The following is a 19,490-nucleotide window of genomic DNA, read 5'->3' on the forward strand; positions in this document are numbered from 1 at the left end:
TCTCTCCAATCCTATTCGTGTATTGCTACGCGGTCGCTGCCGTCGCTTTCTATCATTTGAACGACGATGCGCTCGTTGCTTGAGGTCGGGATGTTTTTGCCGACGAAATCGGCTCGGATTGGGAGTTCCCGGTGCCCCCTGTCGATCAGGACCGCCAATTGAATCTGTGCCGGGCGTCCGAGGTCCATAACCGCGTCCATCGCGGCTCGGACTGTGCGGCCTGTGTAAAGGACATCATCCACCAGCACGACTTTCTTGTTCGAAATGTTATGCGAGATGTCCACTTGCTGAACAAGAGGTTCCTGATTCTTGTTCTTGAGGCTCAAGTCATCCCGGTAAAGCGTGATGTCTAGTTCACCTGTCATGATCGGCTTGCCTTCAATCTGCTCGATTCGGTCGGCCAGGCGCTTTGCGATGAAAGCGCCCCGCGTCTTGATGCCGACGAGCACACATTCATCAATGCCTTTGTTGCGCTCGATGATTTCATGCGCGATGCGGGTGATTGCCCGCGCAATTGCTTTTTCATCTAAAATATCCGCTTTCTCTACCATGCTTACACTCCTTTACCAAATAAAAAACCCTCTTGCCAGAGGGCAAGAGGGTTTATGCGCAGTAAAATTAGGCACGGAGGGACCATTCCTCCGGCTTTCGCGTAATACCTTCTCAGCCTCTCTGGACTGATATTAAAGGTGATGCTTATTCGATTGATTTTTCTCAGTATAAAGCAGGACGTTCCGCTTTGTCAATCCTTGTCGCGGAGAGATTCCAACAGCTCAGAGAATTCTGCCGGCGGTTCAGTTGTGAACTCCAGGTATTCGCCCGATTTCGGGTGGATGAAACCGATGACTTCAGCATGCAATGCCTGTCCGCCGCAATCTAAGGTTTTCTTCGGTCCGTATTTCGGATCGCCGACCAGCGGGAAGCCGATGTATTTCATATGGACCCGGATTTGGTGCGTGCGCCCAGTTTCCAAACGGCATTCCACCAATGTGTAATTGCCAAAACGCTCTAAAACACGGAAATGGGTGACGGCATTCTTGCCTTTGTCGATAACCGCCATTTTTTGGCGATCTTTCGAATCGCGTCCAATCGGTGCATCAATTGTCCCTTTATCGTGCGGGATGTGGCCGTGCACAAGTGCTACGTATTTCCGTGTAACTGTTTTCTTCACCAATTGATCAACTAGCGAATTATGCGATGCGTCGTTTTTCGCGACCATCAGCAATCCGGACGTATCTTTGTCGATGCGGTGGACAATGCCTGGGCGGACCACTCCGTTGATGCCAGACAAATCTTTAATCTGGAACATCAAACCGTTGACCAATGTGCCTTTTGAGTGGCCTGGTGCTGGATGTACAACCATGCCTTTCGGCTTGTTGACGACGAGCACATCTGCGTCTTCGTAAACGATCTCTAAATTCAGATCTTCCGGCACAACGTCCAGCTCTTCCAAGGAAGGCGGCGTGACGACAATGATGTCTTCGGGGCGTACTTTGTAATTCGGCTTAACGATCTCGCCATTGACTTTCACTGCGCCATCTTTCACCCAGTTTGCAATTTGCGAGCGCGACCAGTCTTCGTCGATCGATGATACAGCTTTATCGATGCGGACTCCGGCCATTTCTTCAGTAATTTGTATTGTCAAATCTTCAATTTCCATTAAGACACCTTTTTCTTTTGTTGTTTTTCGTCATAAAAAACGAATATGACCATTAGTACTACACCAACTGTCAATGCTGCATCAGCTACATTGAAAATCGGAAAATCGTAATTGATGATGGGAATGAGCACATCTACAAAATCGACGACTTCGCCCCTCGCCATGCGGTCGATGAAATTCCCTATCGCTCCGCCCAGAATCAGCATCAAGCTCCATTGGAACAGCGGCTGACCTTTGGCATGCTTGTGGAAATAATAGATGATGCCGATGATCACGCCGACCGTAATGATGGCAAACAGCCACATCTGGCCTTCCAGCATCCCCCAAGCCGCTCCACGATTGCGGTGTGACAGCCAGCCCAGGTAAGGATCAATGACCGGAATGCGTTCACCCAGTTCCATATTCTTCAACACGAGCCATTTGGTCCACTGGTCGATGGCTACGATCAGTACAGCTATTGCATAATAAATAAACATGTGTTTCCCCCGTCAATTCAGCAGTCATCCTATTTTACCACAAACCGCCCCAAAAGAATATCAGGCTCTGCAAGTCTGAATCTGCTCCGAATATATAAGTTGAACCAATGAATATTCATAATCGATATTCCGCAAAACAGCTACGCTTGCCGCGGGCGAGCGCCAAGCCTCCTCAGTCGCTTCGCTCCCTGCGGGGTCTCGGCAGTCTCGCTTTCCCGTAGGCGTCTCCGCTGTTTTGCTCCATATCGAGAGATCTCTGAGCGGAGGCGCGTCAAAGGGCTAGGCGAAGCAATGAGACAAGTGGTCTTCTCGGCTCATGGCGAGAGCCATGCCCAAAGCGACCGAAGCGATTTTTAATATGATGCTTCTTTAGTTCAACTTATTTAACAGAAAAAAGTCCAGAACACCGGAGACTCCGGCATTCCAGACCTTTTCATCTTACTTAAGCGAATTGCTTTTCTACTACATTTGCGCAGCGCGGGCATAATGCCGGATGCGCTTTGCTCGTGCCGATTTCTTGTGAAATCGTCCAGCAGCGTTCACATTTCTCGCCTGGTGCTTTTTGGACTACAACTGCAGTGTCCCCGAATTTCAACGCGTGTTCTGGAGCCTGCTCCAAAGAACCGCCAAATTCATATTGGGAGACGATGAACAATTGAGCCGGATTGTCGTCGATTGAAGTTAAAAGACTGCGAAGTTCACTGCTTCCGTAAACTGTCACTTTGGCTTCAAGAGATTTACCGATTGTTTTTGCAGCGCGCGCTTCTTCAAGCGCTTTTAGCACGTCGTCGCGCTTGTCCATGAATTTCGACCATTTCGCATCCAATCCTTCGAATGCAGGGTTTTTATCCACTTCAGGGAAGTCAACCAGTTGAACACTGTCCTCGGTTACGAAATCAAGATAGCTCCACATTTCATCAGTTGTATGCGGAATGATCGGCGTCGCCAATTTCAAAATCGCCATCAGCGAGTCGAACATTACTGTCTGCATCGCTCGGCGGTGTGGATGGTTGGCCGCTTCGATATAGACAACGTCTTTCGCAACATCCAGATAGAACGAGCTCAAATCATTCGCGCAATAGCCGTTCAATGCGTGGTAAATGGATGAGAATTCATACGTCTCGTAGCCTTTGCGTACTGTTTCGATCATCTTCTGCAGCTTCATGGCCATATATTGGTCCATTTCGCGCATGTCTTCAAAAGCGACGCGGTGTTCTTGTTCATTGAAATCAGCCAGGTTCCCGTGAAGGAATTTCAACGTATTGCGGATTTTGCGGTAAACTTCAGAAACTTGCTTGAAGTTTTCGTCTGAAACGCGCACATCTGCCGTGTAATCGACTGAAGCAACCCACATGCGCAAGATGTCCGCTCCCATTTGGTTCATGACTTTTGAAGGCACGATAACGTTGCCGAGCGATTTGCTCATTTTCCGTCCATTGCCGTCAAGCGTAAAGCCGTGGCTTAAAATGCCTTTATATGGAGCGATGCCATTGATTGCGACACTTGTCGTCAGCGATGAGTTGAACCAGCCGCGGTATTGGTCTGAACCTTCCAGATAAAGGTCTGCCGGATAGTTCAGTTCTTCCCGTTCTACTAACACCCCTTGATGGGATGAACCTGAGTCGAACCAGACGTCCATGATGTCCGTCTCTTTCGTGAATTTGCCATTCGGGCTGCTAGGATGCGTAAAGCCTTCTGGCAATAGCTCCTCAACAGAACGCTCAAGCCAAACGTTCGATCCGTGTTCACGGAACAAACCGGCGATATGGGCAATCGTTTCTTCCGTGATGACCGGATCGCCATTTTCAGCGTAAAACACCGGAATCGGGACGCCCCAGACACGCTGGCGCGAAATATTCCAATCGCCGCGGTCGCGCAGCATATTGAACAGGCGGGTTTCGCCCCATGCCGGAGTAAATGTTGTTTCATTGATTGCTTTCAGGATTTGGTCGCGGAAAGCATCGATTGATACGAACCATTGCGCCGTAGCACGGTAGATGACAGGTTTCTTCGTGCGCCAGTCATGTGGATATGAGTGGGTGATGAATGATAATTTTTCCAGCGCGCCGGCATTGTCCAACGCTTCCGTGATTGTTTTATTGGCTTTATCGTAAAATTCCCCTTCAAAACCTGGAGCTTCAGCAGTCATGACGCCGCGCTCATCAACCGGGCACAGGACATCCAAACCGTACTTTTTACCAACCAGGAAATCGTCTTCCCCATGTCCAGGTGCAGTGTGTACGCAGCCTGTACCGGAATCCGTTGTAACATGCTCTCCCAGCATTACCAAAGAAGTACGGTCGTATAATGGATGTTTCGTCAAAATGTGCTCAAGTTCAGCACCTTTGAGCTCACGCACCACTTCGTAATCCACCCATTCCAATTCTTTCGCCACTTCATCCAATAAAGCGCGTGCGATGACGAATAACGAACCGTTCACTGAAACTTCCACGTAATCCAATTCCGCGTGTACCGTGATTCCAAGGTTAGCAGGAATTGTCCATGGCGTAGTTGTCCAGATGATCAATTTTGTGCCTTCAGCCAAAACACCTTTGCCGTCCGTTACCGGGAACGACACATAGATAGAAGGAGATTTTTTGTCGTGATATTCGATTTCTGCTTCAGCCAGCGATGATTCGCTTGACGGGGACCAGTAAACCGGTTTCAAGCCTTTATAGATATAGCCCTTATTCGCCATTTTGCCAAAGACTTCGATTTGCCGCGCTTCATAAGCAGGCGCTAGCGTGACATACGGATTTTCCCAATCTCCCCGTACACCGATGCGTTTAAACTGCGAACGCTGGTTGTCGATTTGCTCATAAGCATATTCTTCACAAAGCTTGCGGAATTCGGCAAGCGACATTTCCTTGCGGTTAACGCCTTTGTTCGTCAGCGCTTGTTCGATCGGCAACCCATGTGTGTCCCAACCTGGAACGTAAGGAGCATTAAAGCCCATCATTGAACGAGAGCGGACAACCATATCTTTCAGCACTTTGTTCAAGGCATGGCCCATATGAAGATCGCCATTCGCATATGGCGGCCCATCATGAAGAATGAAGAACGGACGCCCTTTTGTCCGGTCTTGAACTTTTTTATAGATATCCATTTCTTCCCATTTTTTTTGCATTTCAGGTTCGCGGTTCGGCAAATTGCCCCGCATCGGAAAATCTGTTTTCGGCATCAATAACGTATCTTTGTATTCCACTGTAATTCCTCCTAAGAACATAATAAAAAGCCCCCATCCCTGGAAAGGGACGAGAAGCTCTCGCGGTACCACCCTTGTTGCAGCCGAAGCTGCCACTCGAACGCCGTATCGTGGCTTAACGGAAGCGGCTACTGTGATTCGCCGATTCTGCTCAAGAGTGATGTTCCCCAAAACATTGTCACCAGGCTCACACTATCCCTGGCTCGCTTTGTCGAATATGGATTGGGTACTGTCTCTGTCTACGCATTTTTTATATTTTATAATTATAAAAGTTGGATCTACCAGCGTCAAGCTTAGTAGACTTCTCTTTTCTCTTCAAGTTTGTCCAACGTCGTCGTGTCGATGTCATATTCCATCAACGTTTCCCAATCATCCGTGTCGATCAGATCAAGCTGCGCTTCTACCAGCATTCTGAAACGGTTGCGGAAAACCTTTGACTGCTTTTTCAGCTCATCAATTTCCATGGCAATGCGGCGGGCTTTCGTCAATGATTCGTTAACGATGCGGTCTGCATTTTTTTCTGCTTCCCGTACAATCAACTTCGCTTCTTTTTGAGAATTGCGGCGCACTTCCTCAGCGGCTTCCTGTGCAATGACAATCGACTTTTGAAGCGTCGTTTCAATCGTTGTAAAATGTCCGACGCGCTCATCCGTCTGTTTCAGGCGGTCTTCAAGCTCTTTCTTTTCGCGCATAAGCATTTCGTAATCCTTGATGATCTGGTCCAGGAATTCATTTACTTCGTCTTCCTGATAGCCGCGGAATCCTCGGCCGAACTCTTTATTATGTATATCCAAAGGGGATAATGGCATTTTGTGAACCTCTCCTTAACTAATCTGCGTTACTACCCATTATACAGTCCAAGGCAGTAAATATCAGTATTATTTTACTTTTTTTCAAAACAGACGCTATTTGGCCGTGTCTAATCTGCCAATCTGCAGGCGGACTTTATCCTTTTTCGTACGCCCTTCGATCATTCCAACTTTGATCCGCCCAAATCCACGCGACGAGATAATGTCGGATTCATTCAATTCGAAAGACGGCTGCTCCTGGACCGTCCAATTGACTTTGACTTTCCCGCCATTGATCAGCGCCGCTGCCTTCTGGCGAGAGATATTGTAAATGGAGCTGACGACAGTATCCAGCCGGAGTGAGCTGACCGTATGGCTTTCTTCCGACCATTCTTCCGTCACTTTGATGAAATCAAGTTCATTCGTGACTTCCTCAAGCTGGACTTTGACTTTCGCTGCCATCGTGAAATTCGCTTGAAGATAAGCCTTCACTTCATCCGCCACCGCAATTTGAATCCGCTGCCCATCGATGCGGATATCGCCGTATTTGTTCCGGTCAAGGCCGATCGACATCATGGATCCCAGAATGTCAGGGTGTTTCAACGTAATGAATTTAACCGGATACCTGATTTCGAAAACGGTAATCTGAAAATCATCTTTTTGCAGCTCGTAATATGACGGATACAGCAAAACCCGCTGTCTTTCTGCATCTTCGAAGCGGCCGGAAGCCGCCACGCCGATATCGCTTGCACCAATCACCGACTGGACGATAAAACGCTGCCGGGGATCTAGGAAATCTGTGAGCCGAGGAGTGTATCGGTCTTCGACATCAATCATCCAGCCCGAAACTTGTTCAATAAATTGCTGTTCATCTTTGCGGAAATGCTGAAACAAAGAATCCATAGTAAACGCCCCTTTCTAGTTTGTTGAGATTCAGTTAATTGTCGATATTCCGCAAAACAGCTGCGAAGGCATGGACCCAAGCATTGGAGCAATACCTTTGCGACGAAGTGCGTAGCACTGCAACGCACTTCTTGTCCCGAAGCTAGCGCAGCGTTGCAGGGACAGGAGCAGTAGGATTTTCTCCGCTGTTTTGCTCCATATCTAGAGAACTGAAATAAATTGCAGAGAAATATATTTTTCGTTTTTTGTTAAAAGAAATCTTTTAGTATTAATAATCACCTTTGAATGAAGCGGAAGGCGGCGAACAAGTTGGGCAAAAGGAATTTGACCAACTTGTTTGCGACGAAGCGCATAGCGCTGCAGGAGCAACGGTATTCGCAGCGGTTGAAGTCCGTGCTAAGCGGGCTAAGGTGGCCTAGAGCATAATGAAAAGATAAAAAACTCACTGAATTATATTAATTGATTGAAGAAAAAGACCTCACTTAGCGTGAGGTCTTTAGTTGAAATAATTGAATAGGACTACGATCCCTTGGCTGGCAAGGTTCAAAGCGAAAATCGCTACAATCGGAGAAAAATCGATCATGCCGAATGGCGGGATGATCTTTCTGAAAATGTCCAGGTATGGGTCAGTGACTTTTGAAAGCATTTGGCCAAAAGCTGATTCTTTGGCATTTGGCAGCCAGCTCATCAAAATGCTGGCAATCAGGACAAATGAGTAGATGTTAATAGCCGTTAATAGAAAGTTTACAATAGCAATCATTTATTTTTCATGCTCCTCTTTTACTGTTGATCTTCGTAATAATAATCGGAAATAGCTCCGTCCACTTCGACAGTGTCCGGCACGCAGAGGAAAATATCCGTTCCAATGCGCTGTATATCTCCTCCAAGGGCGTAGACAGTACCACTAAGGAAATCTATGATGCGCAATCCCTGGTCTTTTTCAATTCGCTGCAGATTGACAACTACTGCGCGCTTGTTCTTTAAATTCTCGGCAATGTCCTGTGCTTCAGCATAGACTCGCGGTTCAGCAAGAATCATTTTTGAGGATTTTGAGGCGCTTTGTAAGCTTACCAAGTTTGATACCGTTGTTGTTTCCACAGGTTTTTGTCTCCGATCTTTCGGCGCATTCCGGGCTTCCGATTGGATTGGCTCCGGTTTTTCGTAGCGCTGGGGCTGCTGGCGTTGTTGCTGCTGTTGCTGCTGCTGTTGCGGTTCATCTTCATCGTATTCTTCCAGATAAAAGAAATTCTTGAATTTGTTTTTAATGCTCATTATTCTGCCTCACTTTCCGACCCTACTAATGCAGTACCAATGCGAACAAAAGTTGCTCCTTCTTGGGCGGCAATGGCGTAATCATTGGACATACCCATGGAACATTCCGTACACGGGGCGTGCTCCATCTTTTCTGCGGCCAATTGAAGTTGAAGCGATTTCAGCTCTTTGAACACATTTCGTATCAACGAGCTGTCGCTGGTGTTCGGCGCCATTGTCATTAATCCGACCACCTGAATTTGATCAAAAGCTGAAAGCGAGCGGACAAATTCCAGCGTCTCTTCCGGCAATACTCCGCTTTTGGATTCTTCGTTAGAGACATTTACTTGCACAAAGCATTTCAACGGTTTTTCTGCCCGTTTTTGAATTTCCTTCGCCAGGCTCATGCGGTCAAGTGAATGCAGATAGTCGATGTTATTAACGACATCTTTCACTTTTCTGGTCTGCAGATTGCCGATATAATGCCACGAGACTTCGGCGTCCATAGACTGGCGCTTCAGTGCGAGCCCTTCCGGACGGTTTTCGCCAAGATGTTGAATACCCGCATCGACTGCTTCCTGAGTCCGTTCGACCCCGACTTGTTTCGTCACTGCAATGATATTGATGCCTGGGCGGATGCTATTTAATTCGTTAGTAATATTTTCAAAAACCGGTTTTATCGCGTTCATTTATTCACAACTTTTCTAAGGATGTTCAATCAATCTCGATTGGCAAAAGCCCATCAAGACCAACTGCCACTTAGCCTGGCCATCGATGGGCCCTGCTGCTTGAAGTTTCTCTTTATTGTACCAAGTATAGGCATATTTATCAATTAAGCTCTGCCGCCACTCTCTTTCCGCTATTGCAGCAGGGCGGTGGCCGCTTTTTAGGCGCAATAAAAAAAACAGCTGCCGGTTAGGCAGCTGTTTTGATTAGCGTCTCTTTTGTCGGTTGCGCAAGAACGTCGGGATGTCCAGGGCATCATCCTGTTGTTTTTCTTGGCGCACAGGCTCTTGTTGATAAGAAGGCGCGTGGTCTTCACGGCGCTGTTCTTCGCGGCGCGATTCACGTAGTGAAGGCGGCGGAGACTGCTGCTGGATAGACTGCACTCGGCTTGAATTCAAACCAGAGCCCCGCGGCGTTCTTGGTTGTACTTGCTCTTCGTTGAAACCTGTAGCAATTACAGTGACAACAATTTCATCTTTCAGATTGTCATTGATAACAGATCCGAAAATCATGTTTACATCTTCGTCAGATGCTGAAGCAACGATGTCCGCTGCTTCTTGGACTTCGTATAAGCTCAAGTTCGATCCGCCAGTGATGTTCATAAGAACGCCTTTAGCGCCATCGACGGATACTTCTAGCAACGGACTCGAAACAGCTTTTTTCGCTGCTTCAGAAGCACGGTTTTCACCAGAAGAAACGCCGATTCCCATCAATGCAGAACCTTTATTCGACATGATTGTTTTAACGTCAGCAAAGTCAAGGTTGATCAATCCAGGAACTGCGATCAAATCTGAGATACCTTGGACACCTTGGCGCAAAACGTTATCCGCTTCACGGAACGCCTCAAGCATTGGCGTGCTCTTGTCAACGATTTCAAGTAAACGGTCATTCGGAATGACGATTAGCGTATCAACCGATTCTTTCATCGTGCTGATTCCGCTGATTGCTTGTGTAGAACGCTTACGGCCTTCAAAAGTGAATGGACGTGTTACGACCCCTACCGTCAAAGCCCCAAGTTCTTTAGCGATTCCAGCGATGACTGGTGCAGCTCCTGTACCAGTACCGCCGCCCATGCCGGCAGTTACGAATACCATATCCGCGCCGCGCAATGCTTCTTCGATCTGTTCTTTGCTTTCTTCAGCCGCTTTTTTGCCGACCTCAGGGTTAGCTCCAGCACCAAGGCCGCGCGTCAATTTGCCGCCGATTTGCAAGCGGACTTCAGCTCTAGATAAATTTAACGCTTGGGCATCAGTGTTGACTGCGATAAATTCTACACCTTGGACTCCGTGCTCGATCATGCGGTTGACAGCGTTGTTTCCTCCGCCGCCGACACCGATAACTTTAATTATTGCCATAGCATCAATTGATGTATCAAATTCCAACATTCTTTTTCCTCCTAAAATTGCTCCGCTTTTAAAGTAAGCATGATGCAATGTGCATTTTATTCGAAGAATCGGTCAAACATTTTCTTAGCTTTTGAAACGACGCCTTCAGTATTTTCCTTAGGCTGTTTTTGCTGTTTTTTAGGATGGTGTTCTTGCTCGATTTTCGCTGACTCTGTCAACGCAGCGCTTGCTCCTAAACGGCCATAGAACATATCTTCCATGTACGCATATTGGATAAGCCCAACTGCTGTCGTGTACTGTGGTTCGCGGACGCCGATGAATTCCGGCACAAACAAACGGACACGGGTTTGGAGAATGTGGCGAGCCAATTCTGGCAGCCCTTCTAATTTCGCCATTCCGCCAGTCAATACGACGCCTCCTGGAAGGTCTTGGACGCCAAGGCGGTAAAGCTCATCTAAAATCAATTCGAAAAGTTCTTCCAGGCGGACCCCGATGATTTCAGATATGTATTTCTGGCTATATTGCTCTTTCGTATCTGAACCGATCACAGGAACTTCGAACAATTCATCTTCAGATGCATCGTCGTAGAACGCATGACCATGCTCCAGCTTGATCTTTTCTGCTTGTTCTGTCGGTGTTTTCAAGACGATCGATAAATCTTTTGTGACATGGTCGCCGCCGACCGGTATGACCGATGAAGCTGTCAGGTGGCCGTCTTGGAAAACAGCGATCGATGTCGATCCTCCACCAATATCGATGCAGGCCGTTCCATGATTTTTTTCATCTTCGGTTAAAGCGTAATAACCGGCAACCAAAGGCTGCATGTAAATTTCACGAATCGAAAGGCCAGCGCGCTCAACACATCTAAGAACGTTATGCAAAACGGTTTTCGATGTCGTAACCATTGTACCATCCATTTCAAGGCGAATCCCAATCATACCCCGCGGATCTTTGATTTCATCCAAATGGTCGACGATATATTGTTCAGGAATGATATTGACGATTTCGCGTTCTGGCGGAATTGAGATGACTTGCGCCGCATCCATTACGCGATCCAAATCTTCATCCGTAATTTCCCGGTCTTCGCTGTTTACCGCGACTACGCCTTTTACCGGCTGCAGCATGGCTTTGTTGGCAGGAATGCCTAGAACCACTTCGTGAATCTGCTTGCCGATCATTCTCTCAGCTTGGTCAACAGCTTTTTTAATCGATTGAACTGTTGCATCTATATCAACAATCGCACCTTTTTTTATGCCATTTGATTTTACGTTTCCTACTCCGATAACGTGCAATGATTTATTGGCCATTTCCCCGATAAGTACTTTAACGGATGACGAACCGATGTCTAGGCTTACATATAATTCTGATTGACTCAATTCGTGGCACCTCCTTAAATTAACTTCATTAGTTTCATTCTATTGTAAATTGTGCACCTTGTCTAAGCAAAACAGCGGAAGTTTGTAAATTTCCTTACAATTCACCCCTGGGTTTCACGCAATTCTTTTTTCTCAGCCCATTTCGTCAAAATGATGCGTCTGATGACAGCAATATTCTGGAAAAGCCGCACACCGAATGCAAAAATTGCAGCGAGGTATAGATCCACACCTAAATGCACCCCTAAGAAAGCGAGGCCTGCGGCAAGGACGATGTTAAAGAAAAAACCCGATACAAATACCTTATCATCATACACCTGCTGTAAATGGGCCCTTATTCCCCCAAACAATGTATCCAGGGAAGCCAGGACCGCAATCGACAGATAGTTCGCGTATTCAGGAGGGATTTGGATGTCAGTCAGCAATCCTAATGATATTCCCAATATTAAGCCCAAAATGGATAGCCACATCTATACTACTCCTTTGCTTCCTCAAGCAGATTATAATCAATGTCTTTGTCGTATGCTTCGATTGCCAATTCAGCAGACGGTTCAGATACTTCAACGATTAGGTCGTCGATATAGAAATCATCGCGCAGCGGAGACGACAGCAAATGATTATAAAGCGTTTCTGTGTCTTTCATGGAATTCGCTACGATTTTTATTTTGAACGGCGGCGTCTGAATTGGCACTGTGTTCACCGTTGTCCGTCCGTTGATATCACGGATTGCCGTTGTATTAACAATCCGGTTGCCGTCGATCGATACGTATAATCCGTTGAAGCGGTTGATTTCGTTCACAAACCGGATCAGCAAGTCAGGAGCAATGCCTTCGATGTTCTGCCCCAAAGCGACCGCTTCAGGCGAAGGTTCTATTGACACCTCAATTCCTGGGCCGGCTGTTTCAGTAAGCCCCGCTGCCTTGCGCAAATCCTCTACTGTTTCCACCAATGCCTGCTCCGGGCTTTGGTTCGCCGCGTCTTCGTATTTGTTTAATGTTTCTGACAGCTGTCCAATCTCCGACAGCAATTCCGAGTGGAGTTGCTTTTCACGCGAAAGTTCCTGCCGCACTTCCCAAACATCACGCGTATCGCGGGAGTTCGGTTCGTTCAAGGTATTGTATTGGATGGCCGTCATTAAGCCGATGATGAATAAAATCAGCGAAAACCGGAAAGATATGATCTTTTTCATGATGGCTCCCCTTTACTCAAGATTCTGATAGCATGGCAGGCATGGATATTTTCTGGCCCATATCCAGCGTGACGATGATATTATCATTGAGCAGCTGATCCATTACACCGCCTGAGAGTTTCATGGACGATTCGAGCACATCGGATTTGCCGATAGCTTCAATTGTAAACGGAGCCGGATACTGTACGCCATCGACCGTAATTACCGGTCCTGTGCAGACAATATAGGAATCTCCATCTATGCGCTGGCCATTGATGGAGATGGCTTGCGCCCCTGAAATGTAAAGCTCATTGATGACTTGAAAAACGTGGCTTTCATGGACGATGTAATCGTTCGGGTTTTCCGAATTGCCATCATACTCGCCGTCCTGCAGCGTCACTTTCAAGCCGTCCCCTTCCACTGGCAGAGCACCGACATAACGGCGAAGCGATTCTGCTTCATCCGCATAGTCACTGAACCGGTCTGGCCCATCTGAGAAAGATTGCTCGTACTTCTGGACTGCCGCCTGTTTTTCTTCCAGTTCGGCCCGCAGGTCTTTATTTCGTTCTTGCTGGTCGATCAATTGACCGCGGAAGCGCTCTTCTTGCTCGAAAAATGCGCCGCCGGTATAGCCGCTTTTATTTTTTTCGGCTTGGGATAGGCTGAAGGAATAAGCCATGATGAAACCCAGCACCAGAAAAACCAGTGAAAAAATAATTGATTTGCTGAAACGCCGATTACTCTTCTTTGGGTTCTTCATCATCTTCACCTTCTTTCGGCGGCCCGTACATGTCATCATATGAACGGAAGAAGATTCCGACCTCCATGTCAATTACGCCTTTTTGCCCTTCTTCGAGCTGCGCGATGACTGAAGGATAATAATTCAGTTTTTCCGCCAACGTACTTAAAGTCCCTTTCACTTCGTTGCCGTCGTTCATATACAAGCTGACCAAAGGTGAACTTTCTTCCGGATTCAGCGTAATCTGCGAAATGAGGTTATAAACCTCTGAATCAATATCGGTTAATTGCGCAGCTAATTTCTGTCGGGTTTCTTCATTTTCGAAATTGGTGAAAATCGGTCCGCTGACTGAAGCCACTGGTTTTTCTAAAGCATACCCGTTTGACAAGACCATCTGATAACCAGTTTCGTTATCCAGGTAGCCAATTTTTTCGTGTTCAGCAATGTAGATTTCCACACCAGTCAACCATTTTTTCTCGACCCTTGAAGCTTTTACCCATTGGAGGCCGTTCAATTTCTCTTCAATCTCTTTTTCAGTGAAGCTCCACATCGAATCGCCAAATTCCAGGCCGCTGGCTTTCTGGTAATCGACCGGCGCATAGAGATTTGCGCCCGCCACTGCAACATCCTGAATTTTGCTGTATTTTGTCTGACTGTAGATGGCCACAACCAGCAACAAAAGAAAAATGGACAGCAGCGCCACGAACTTGCGATTGGTTCTTTTTTTCCGTCGCTCACGTAGCGTCGGGATGCGTTCTTCGATATCAATCACTTTGTCCATACTCGCTGCTCCTTATCTTTTAGTCGTTTGCTTGTGTTACACGCTGTACCGCATCGATAAACGCATCGCCGCGGATTTCAAAATTTTCATACTGATCCCAGCTTGCACAAGCCGGCGATAATAACACCGTGTCTCCGCTTTGTGAGTTGCCAATCGCCTTTTCAACGGCTTCGAGCATATCTTCCGCCTTTGACACTGTCGGAACCCCATTATCCGATGCGAATTCCGCAAACCTGCCGGCAGTTTCACCAAAAGTAATAAGCGCTTTGACCCGAGGCATAAACGGACGCAATTCTTCCAAAGAGTGGTTGCGTTCGAGCCCACCAGCCAACAAAATGATTTGGCCTGGGAAAGCCTCCAAAGCACTCTTCGTGGCAAGAGCATTCGTCGCTTTCGAATCGTTGTAGAATTTGCGCCCTTTCCATTCAAGGACGAATTGTGAACGGTGCTTTACACCTGTAAATGACGTCAGGACGCGAATAATAGTTTCTTTCGTGCCGCCCCATATTATGGCAGCCGCTGTGGCTGCTAAAATATTTTCTAAATTATGCTGGCCGCCGAGCAAGATTTTCGAACGTTCGATCAAAGTCTCGCCTTGCCAGTAAATATAGCGGTCATCTGCGCTGATGCTTTCTTCAGTCCGGCCCTTTAGTGTGAAAGGAATCAATTGCGCTTTGCATCCTGCAGCAAAATCAGCCAAGAAGGGTTGGTCCGCATTGTAGATGAAGAAATCTTCAGGCAGCTGATTTTCCGCAATTTTCATTTTTGATCCGACATAATCTTCCGCCGTCCCATGATAATCCAGATGCGCTTCATAAAGATTCGTAATGATGGCAATATTGGGACGGAACTGTTCGACGCCTTTTAATTGGAACGACGACAGTTCAGTGACGATGACGTTATCCGCCGACGCTTTTTCTGCTACGCCGCTTGCCACTGTTCCGATATTGCCAGCAATCAACGGTTTTTTCTTATCTTGGTTAAGCATATGGAATAATAACGTCGTTGTGGTCGTTTTGCCGTTCGAACCGGTGATGCCGATAAACGGCGCTTCACTGATCAAATAAGCAAGTTCGATTTCTGTCCAGATTGGAATCCCTTTTTCGACAGCGGACTCGATGATGACATTGGAATACGGAATTCCTGGGTTTTTGACCACCAATTCAAACCCTTCGTCAAGCAAGTCTTCTGGATGCCTTCCGCAAATGACTGTTACGCCCAAATTCAATAATTCCTGGGCTTCCGGATTCGCTTCGAATGGCTTTGAATCATTCACCGTTACAAATGCACCTAACTGATGCAAGATGCGCGCCGCTGTAAAACCGCTTTTCGCCAACCCAAGCACCAACACTTTTTTATGGAAAACCTGTTCAACTTGTTTCATTCTATAAAACCTCCATCGCAACTGCGATAACCGCTGCAGTAAGCCCTACTGCCCAAAAGACAGTAACGACTTTCCATTCGGACCAGCCGCTCAATTCAAAATGGTGGTGAATCGGACTCATTTTGAAAATCCGTTTTTTTCTTAATTTGAAACTGCCGACCTGTAAAATAACAGACAGCGTTTCAATAACGAAGACCAAGCCGATGATGAGCAGCAGAAGTTCCTGCTTCAAAAGGATTGATACCATCGCAAGAGCTCCTCCGAGTGCAAGAGATCCCGTATCGCCCATAAAGACTTTGGCCGGATATTTATTGAACACCAGAAAACCTAAGAGCGCCCCTGCTACAGCAAAGGTGAACATAGCAATGCTTTCTTGTTCCTGAACGATGGCAATGACACCAAAAGCGGCAAAGGCGATTGAGGCAGTACCTGCCACTAACCCGTCCAGACCGTCTGTCAAATTGACGGCGTTTGAGAAGCCGACAAGCCAAAAAATGAGGAATACTACATAAAGAATGGACAATTCGATTGAGACATCAGTGAATGGAATAGACAACGCTGTGTCGAATTCGATGCCATTTAACAAGAAAAACGAAATTACAGCAATGACGATCTGTGCAATAAGTTTTTGCAATGATGTCAGCCCGAGATTCCGTTTCAAGACCACTTTGATAAAGTCGTCCAAAAATCCGATTAATCCATAGCCGAATAAAACCAGCAGCAAAATGATGATTTCCTGCGACAGACGATCAGCAAAAAGTGCGACCCCTAACACAGTAATAATGATTGCGATTAAGTAGACAAGGCCGCCCATAGTCGGCGTTCCCGTTTTTTTCATATGGGACTGTGGCCCCTCTTCACGAATGCTCTGGCCGAATTTCATCCTTCTCAAAAGCGGAATGAAAATGGGCATAAGGGCAACCGTGAGCAAAAAAGCAATTCCAAATCCAAGCAATATATATTCATTCATGTTAGCAAAGAGCTCCTTTAAACATTAAATTATTGGGCTGAATCTTCAGCTGGTGGTTGTTCATTTTGTTCTGTTACAGCCGAGCCTTCTTCTGCCGATTCATCGGCAGGAGGTATTTCTGGCACAACGGCAGGTACAGCGGATTCTTCCGCCGGAATTCCTTCCATGCCATCGATCATTTGCTTTTGGAACGATTCTTCCGGCGTCAGCATCTGAACAACGACTGGTTCCCCTTCTGTTATTGCCGAGCCCGCTGTCAGGCTCTGGCTTGCCGCGTAGCCTTGGCCGACAATCTCCAGTGAAATGCCGCTGAGAGATTGAAACGCCAGCAAGTCGCGCTTAGACCAAGCGGTAAAGTCCGGCAATGCCGTTTCGCCTGCCGTTTTCAAGATCACTGTGCCGCCTTCAACAATCGTCTCCCCGGCTTGAGGGAATTGGCCCTCCACTTTAGAGGCGTCGCCTGTTGAAATGACTTTCAGACCTTTAGCGGAAAGCTGCTCAGCAACTTTTGCTGACTGAAGACCGGTATAATCTTCAAGTTTCGCTTTTTTTACAGTTTCTGTATTTTTGGGTTCGATATTCATATATTTAAGCCCATTTTCCATTACAGAAGTGAAAATTTTCGCAACTGGCACTGAGCCATACTCATCTAGCGGCAACTCAGGTTGTTGAACGCCAATATAAATGAGCAGTTCCGGGTCTTCAGCCGGAGCCATCCCTAAAAATGAGAATAGGTAGTTGTTTCGCCCAGTCATATATAGCCCATTTTCTCCTGGAACCTGCGCCGTTCCGGTTTTGCCCGCTACGGTATAATCCTGCAGCGCAAATCCGCGTGCGGACCCAGCCTCTGAAGTTACAGTAGAAGCAAGGATTTCCCTCACCTGTTTCGCCGTTTCGGCTGAAATCGGGTTTCCGGCTTCAGTCGGTTCACTTTTCACCGTTACTTCACCCGTATCCGGATTTTTAATTTGGTCGATGACATACGGCTGCATCATCGTCCCGCCATTTGCAATGGCGGAAGCGGCTTGGATCATTTGAACCGGCGTCACCGTTGATCCTTGGCCGTAGGACATTGTCAAACGGTCAATCGGCCATTTGTCGAGAATCGTCCCCGAGGCCTCATTCGGCAGATCAATGCCGGTTTTTTGGCCAAACCCGAACGCGTCGATATACCTCATCAAATTTTCAGGTCCTAGGCGTTCGAGCAAATACGCCATTGACGTATTGGATGAACGCTGAAATCCTTCCAAAAATGTGATACTGCCCCAGCCGCGTCCGCTATTATGGTCACGGATTGTGCGGTCTAGTAAAGTATACGTCCCCGAATTGTAATAAGCATTCGGATCCCATTTTCCTTCTTCGATTGCTGAAGCGAGTGTAAACATTTTCATCGGAGAACCGGGTTCGATGGTCAACTCAATGCTTTCATTGAGCCAGTTGTCGGACAGACCTTCCCGTGTGTTCGGATTGAAAGTCGGCCGCTGGGACATGCCCAGAATTTCCCCGGTTTTCGGGTCCGCAATAACGGCGATCATGCGCGTCGGTGAATATTCTTCTTGAACGCTGGACATTGCATCTTCTAAAAAGTTCTGCAACGTTTTATCCACTGTCAATTGGACATTGGAGCCGTCCACTGCGGGAGTTACCGCCGATTCACTATTTGGCAGCAAAAAGCCCCATTTATCAGTGCTGAATTCCATTTTCCCGTTCTTTCCAGTTAATACTTTATCGTGGATTGCTTCAAGACCCATTTTCCCTTTCGTTACCATCTGCCCATCCTTTTGCTCTTCCTTCAATGCAAAGCCGATCAAATGAGAGGCAAAAGAACCGTTCGGGTAAAGGCGCTTCAAGTCCCTGACGAATAAAACGCCTGGAAGCTCCTGTTCTTTCATTTCGAGCATTTTTGTATGGCTGATTTCTCGTCCAGCAACGCCGAATTCAACTTGGTAACGTTCATTTTCCACACCGGAATTTAAAATGCTTAAAAGTTTATCTTCCGGGGTATCCAAATAATCAGACAATACTTGCGCTGTATGTTCCACGTCAGTTACATGCCGCGGGTTGCTGGCCTTCTGTGTGGCCGATTCGTCCAAGACGGCAACGACTTTATACGTCAGCGTATCTTCTGCGATAACTTCGCCGTTGCGATCAAGGATTTTCCCCCGTTTGGCAGTGAGCACTTCTTCCTGGCTGTATTTCGCTGCAGCTCTAGCGGCTAATTCCTGCCCTTCAACAGAACCTGTGGCCTGAATCGTTACGATTCTTGCCGTCAAAAGGAAAAAGAGCCCTGCAAAAACTAAAAACAGCAGAAAGGCTCCCCATTGAAATCGAAACTTTTTTTTCATTGCCCAGGCACTACCTTTACATTTCGCTCATTTAATTTTAGGCCGCGTTCATTAGCTTTTGCCCAAATGCGCTCGTATCTAGATAGTTCGCTGACTTGCACAGACAAATCTGTATTTTGTTTCACTTTTTCATCGATTGAATGTTCAATTGTTTGTATTTCTTGAGACGAAGCCTGAATCACTGACTGATTTTGCAGCACAAGCACAGCGCACAGCACGAATACAGCCACGAATGACAGGTACAAGAATTTTTCGCCTTTAGTGAGGAGATTTCTTTTTTTAGCCGGCTCCCGGGTAGGGTTTTGAGGAACGGCCGGCTGTTGTATGTATGCTTCTTTTCTTGCATGTAAAGCCATTTGAACACGTCCTAACTTT

19 protein-coding genes and 1 other annotated feature are annotated in these 19,490 nt (G+C 47.0%); all 19 genes read right to left on the bottom strand.

The annotated features are described in order from the left end of the window. Positions 1 to 11 precede the first annotated feature (11 nt). The 19 genes from pyrR to ftsL all read right to left on the bottom strand — a co-directional run bounded on the left by pyrR (position 12) and on the right by ftsL (position 19,471). Positions 12 to 551, bottom strand: coding sequence for a bifunctional pyr operon transcriptional regulator/uracil phosphoribosyltransferase PyrR (gene pyrR / locus AC4EHJ_RS05210; protein WP_490974514.1), 540 nt, complete (start codon positions 549 to 551; stop codon positions 12 to 14). A gap of 191 nt (positions 552 to 742) precedes the next feature. Beyond that, positions 743 to 1,654 carry an RluA family pseudouridine synthase gene (locus tag AC4EHJ_RS05215; protein ID WP_490975621.1) on the bottom strand — a complete coding sequence of 304 codons (912 nt, stop codon included), beginning with the start codon at positions 1,652 to 1,654 and terminating at the stop codon, positions 743 to 745. Positions 1,655 to 1,659: 5 nt separating this feature from the next. After that, complete coding sequence (gene lspA, locus AC4EHJ_RS05220; RefSeq protein WP_490974515.1) at positions 1,660 to 2,136, bottom strand: signal peptidase II; 477 nt, start codon at positions 2,134 to 2,136, stop codon at positions 1,660 to 1,662. A gap of 442 nt (positions 2,137 to 2,578) precedes the next feature. Further along, the gene (gene ileS, locus AC4EHJ_RS05225) at positions 2,579 to 5,341 is read right to left on the bottom strand and encodes an isoleucine--tRNA ligase (protein WP_490974516.1); all 2,763 of its coding nucleotides are present in this window, start codon (positions 5,339 to 5,341) and stop codon (positions 2,579 to 2,581) included. A 42-nt stretch (positions 5,342 to 5,383) separates the two neighbouring features. Beyond that, positions 5,384 to 5,592, bottom strand: a binding site (T-box leader). Positions 5,593 to 5,634: 42 nt separating this feature from the next. Next, positions 5,635 to 6,150, bottom strand: coding sequence for a DivIVA domain-containing protein (locus AC4EHJ_RS05230; RefSeq protein ID WP_490974517.1), 516 nt, complete (start codon positions 6,148 to 6,150; stop codon positions 5,635 to 5,637). Positions 6,151 to 6,246: 96 nt separating this feature from the next. Beyond that, complete coding sequence (locus AC4EHJ_RS05235) at positions 6,247 to 7,032, bottom strand: YlmH family RNA-binding protein (protein WP_490974518.1); 786 nt, start codon at positions 7,030 to 7,032, stop codon at positions 6,247 to 6,249. Between the two features lie 496 nt (positions 7,033 to 7,528). Further along, positions 7,529 to 7,792 (bottom strand): YggT family protein, encoded by a 264-nt coding sequence (locus AC4EHJ_RS05240; protein ID WP_490974519.1) that lies wholly within the window; start codon positions 7,790 to 7,792, stop codon positions 7,529 to 7,531. Positions 7,793 to 7,812: 20 nt separating this feature from the next. Then, positions 7,813 to 8,304: a cell division protein SepF gene (locus AC4EHJ_RS05245; RefSeq protein WP_490974520.1), complete on the bottom strand. Its 492-nt coding sequence runs from the start codon at positions 8,302 to 8,304 to the stop codon at positions 7,813 to 7,815. Continuing rightward, positions 8,304 to 8,972 (bottom strand): YggS family pyridoxal phosphate-dependent enzyme, encoded by a 669-nt coding sequence (locus AC4EHJ_RS05250; protein ID WP_490974521.1) that lies wholly within the window; start codon positions 8,970 to 8,972, stop codon positions 8,304 to 8,306. The genes AC4EHJ_RS05245 and AC4EHJ_RS05250 overlap by 1 nt, the downstream gene beginning before the upstream one ends. Positions 8,973 to 9,215: 243 nt before the next feature. Beyond that, on the bottom strand, positions 9,216 to 10,394 hold the full coding sequence (ftsZ, locus tag AC4EHJ_RS05255; protein ID WP_490974522.1) for a cell division protein FtsZ: 1,179 nt from the start codon (positions 10,392 to 10,394) through the stop codon (positions 9,216 to 9,218). 56 nt (positions 10,395 to 10,450) lie between these two features. Continuing rightward, positions 10,451 to 11,731 (bottom strand): cell division protein FtsA, encoded by a 1,281-nt coding sequence (gene ftsA / locus AC4EHJ_RS05260; RefSeq protein WP_490974523.1) that lies wholly within the window; start codon positions 11,729 to 11,731, stop codon positions 10,451 to 10,453. A 101-nt stretch (positions 11,732 to 11,832) separates the two neighbouring features. After that, positions 11,833 to 12,198, bottom strand: a complete 366-nt coding sequence (locus AC4EHJ_RS05265) for a small basic family protein (RefSeq protein WP_490974524.1) — start codon at positions 12,196 to 12,198, stop codon at positions 11,833 to 11,835. Between the two features lie 5 nt (positions 12,199 to 12,203). Beyond that, complete coding sequence (locus AC4EHJ_RS05270; RefSeq protein ID WP_490974525.1) at positions 12,204 to 12,917, bottom strand: DUF881 domain-containing protein; 714 nt, start codon at positions 12,915 to 12,917, stop codon at positions 12,204 to 12,206. 16 nt (positions 12,918 to 12,933) lie between these two features. Then, entirely contained in the window at positions 12,934 to 13,656 is a 723-nt protein-coding gene (locus tag AC4EHJ_RS05275) for a DUF881 domain-containing protein (RefSeq protein ID WP_490974526.1), read from the bottom strand. Then, positions 13,634 to 14,416: a cell division protein FtsQ/DivIB gene (locus tag AC4EHJ_RS05280; protein ID WP_490974527.1), complete on the bottom strand. Its 783-nt coding sequence runs from the start codon at positions 14,414 to 14,416 to the stop codon at positions 13,634 to 13,636. The genes AC4EHJ_RS05275 and AC4EHJ_RS05280 overlap by 23 nt, the downstream gene beginning before the upstream one ends. Positions 14,417 to 14,435: 19 nt before the next feature. Continuing rightward, entirely contained in the window at positions 14,436 to 15,800 is a 1,365-nt protein-coding gene (murD, locus tag AC4EHJ_RS05285) for a UDP-N-acetylmuramoyl-L-alanine--D-glutamate ligase (RefSeq protein ID WP_490974528.1), read from the bottom strand. A gap of 1 nt (position 15,801) precedes the next feature. Then, positions 15,802 to 16,770 carry a phospho-N-acetylmuramoyl-pentapeptide-transferase gene (gene mraY / locus AC4EHJ_RS05290; RefSeq protein ID WP_490974529.1) on the bottom strand — a complete coding sequence of 323 codons (969 nt, stop codon included), beginning with the start codon at positions 16,768 to 16,770 and terminating at the stop codon, positions 15,802 to 15,804. 29 nt (positions 16,771 to 16,799) lie between these two features. Beyond that, positions 16,800 to 19,115, bottom strand: coding sequence for a penicillin-binding protein (locus tag AC4EHJ_RS05295; RefSeq protein WP_490974530.1), 2,316 nt, complete (start codon positions 19,113 to 19,115; stop codon positions 16,800 to 16,802). Next, a complete protein-coding gene (gene ftsL / locus AC4EHJ_RS05300) occupies positions 19,112 to 19,471 on the bottom strand; it encodes a cell division protein FtsL (RefSeq protein WP_490974531.1) in 360 nt (119 codons plus the stop codon). Before ftsL ends, AC4EHJ_RS05295 begins: the two co-directional genes overlap by 4 nt. Between the last annotated feature and the right edge of the window lie 19 nt (positions 19,472 to 19,490).

Source organism: Planococcus sp. TJ-301 (assembly GCF_058268475.1).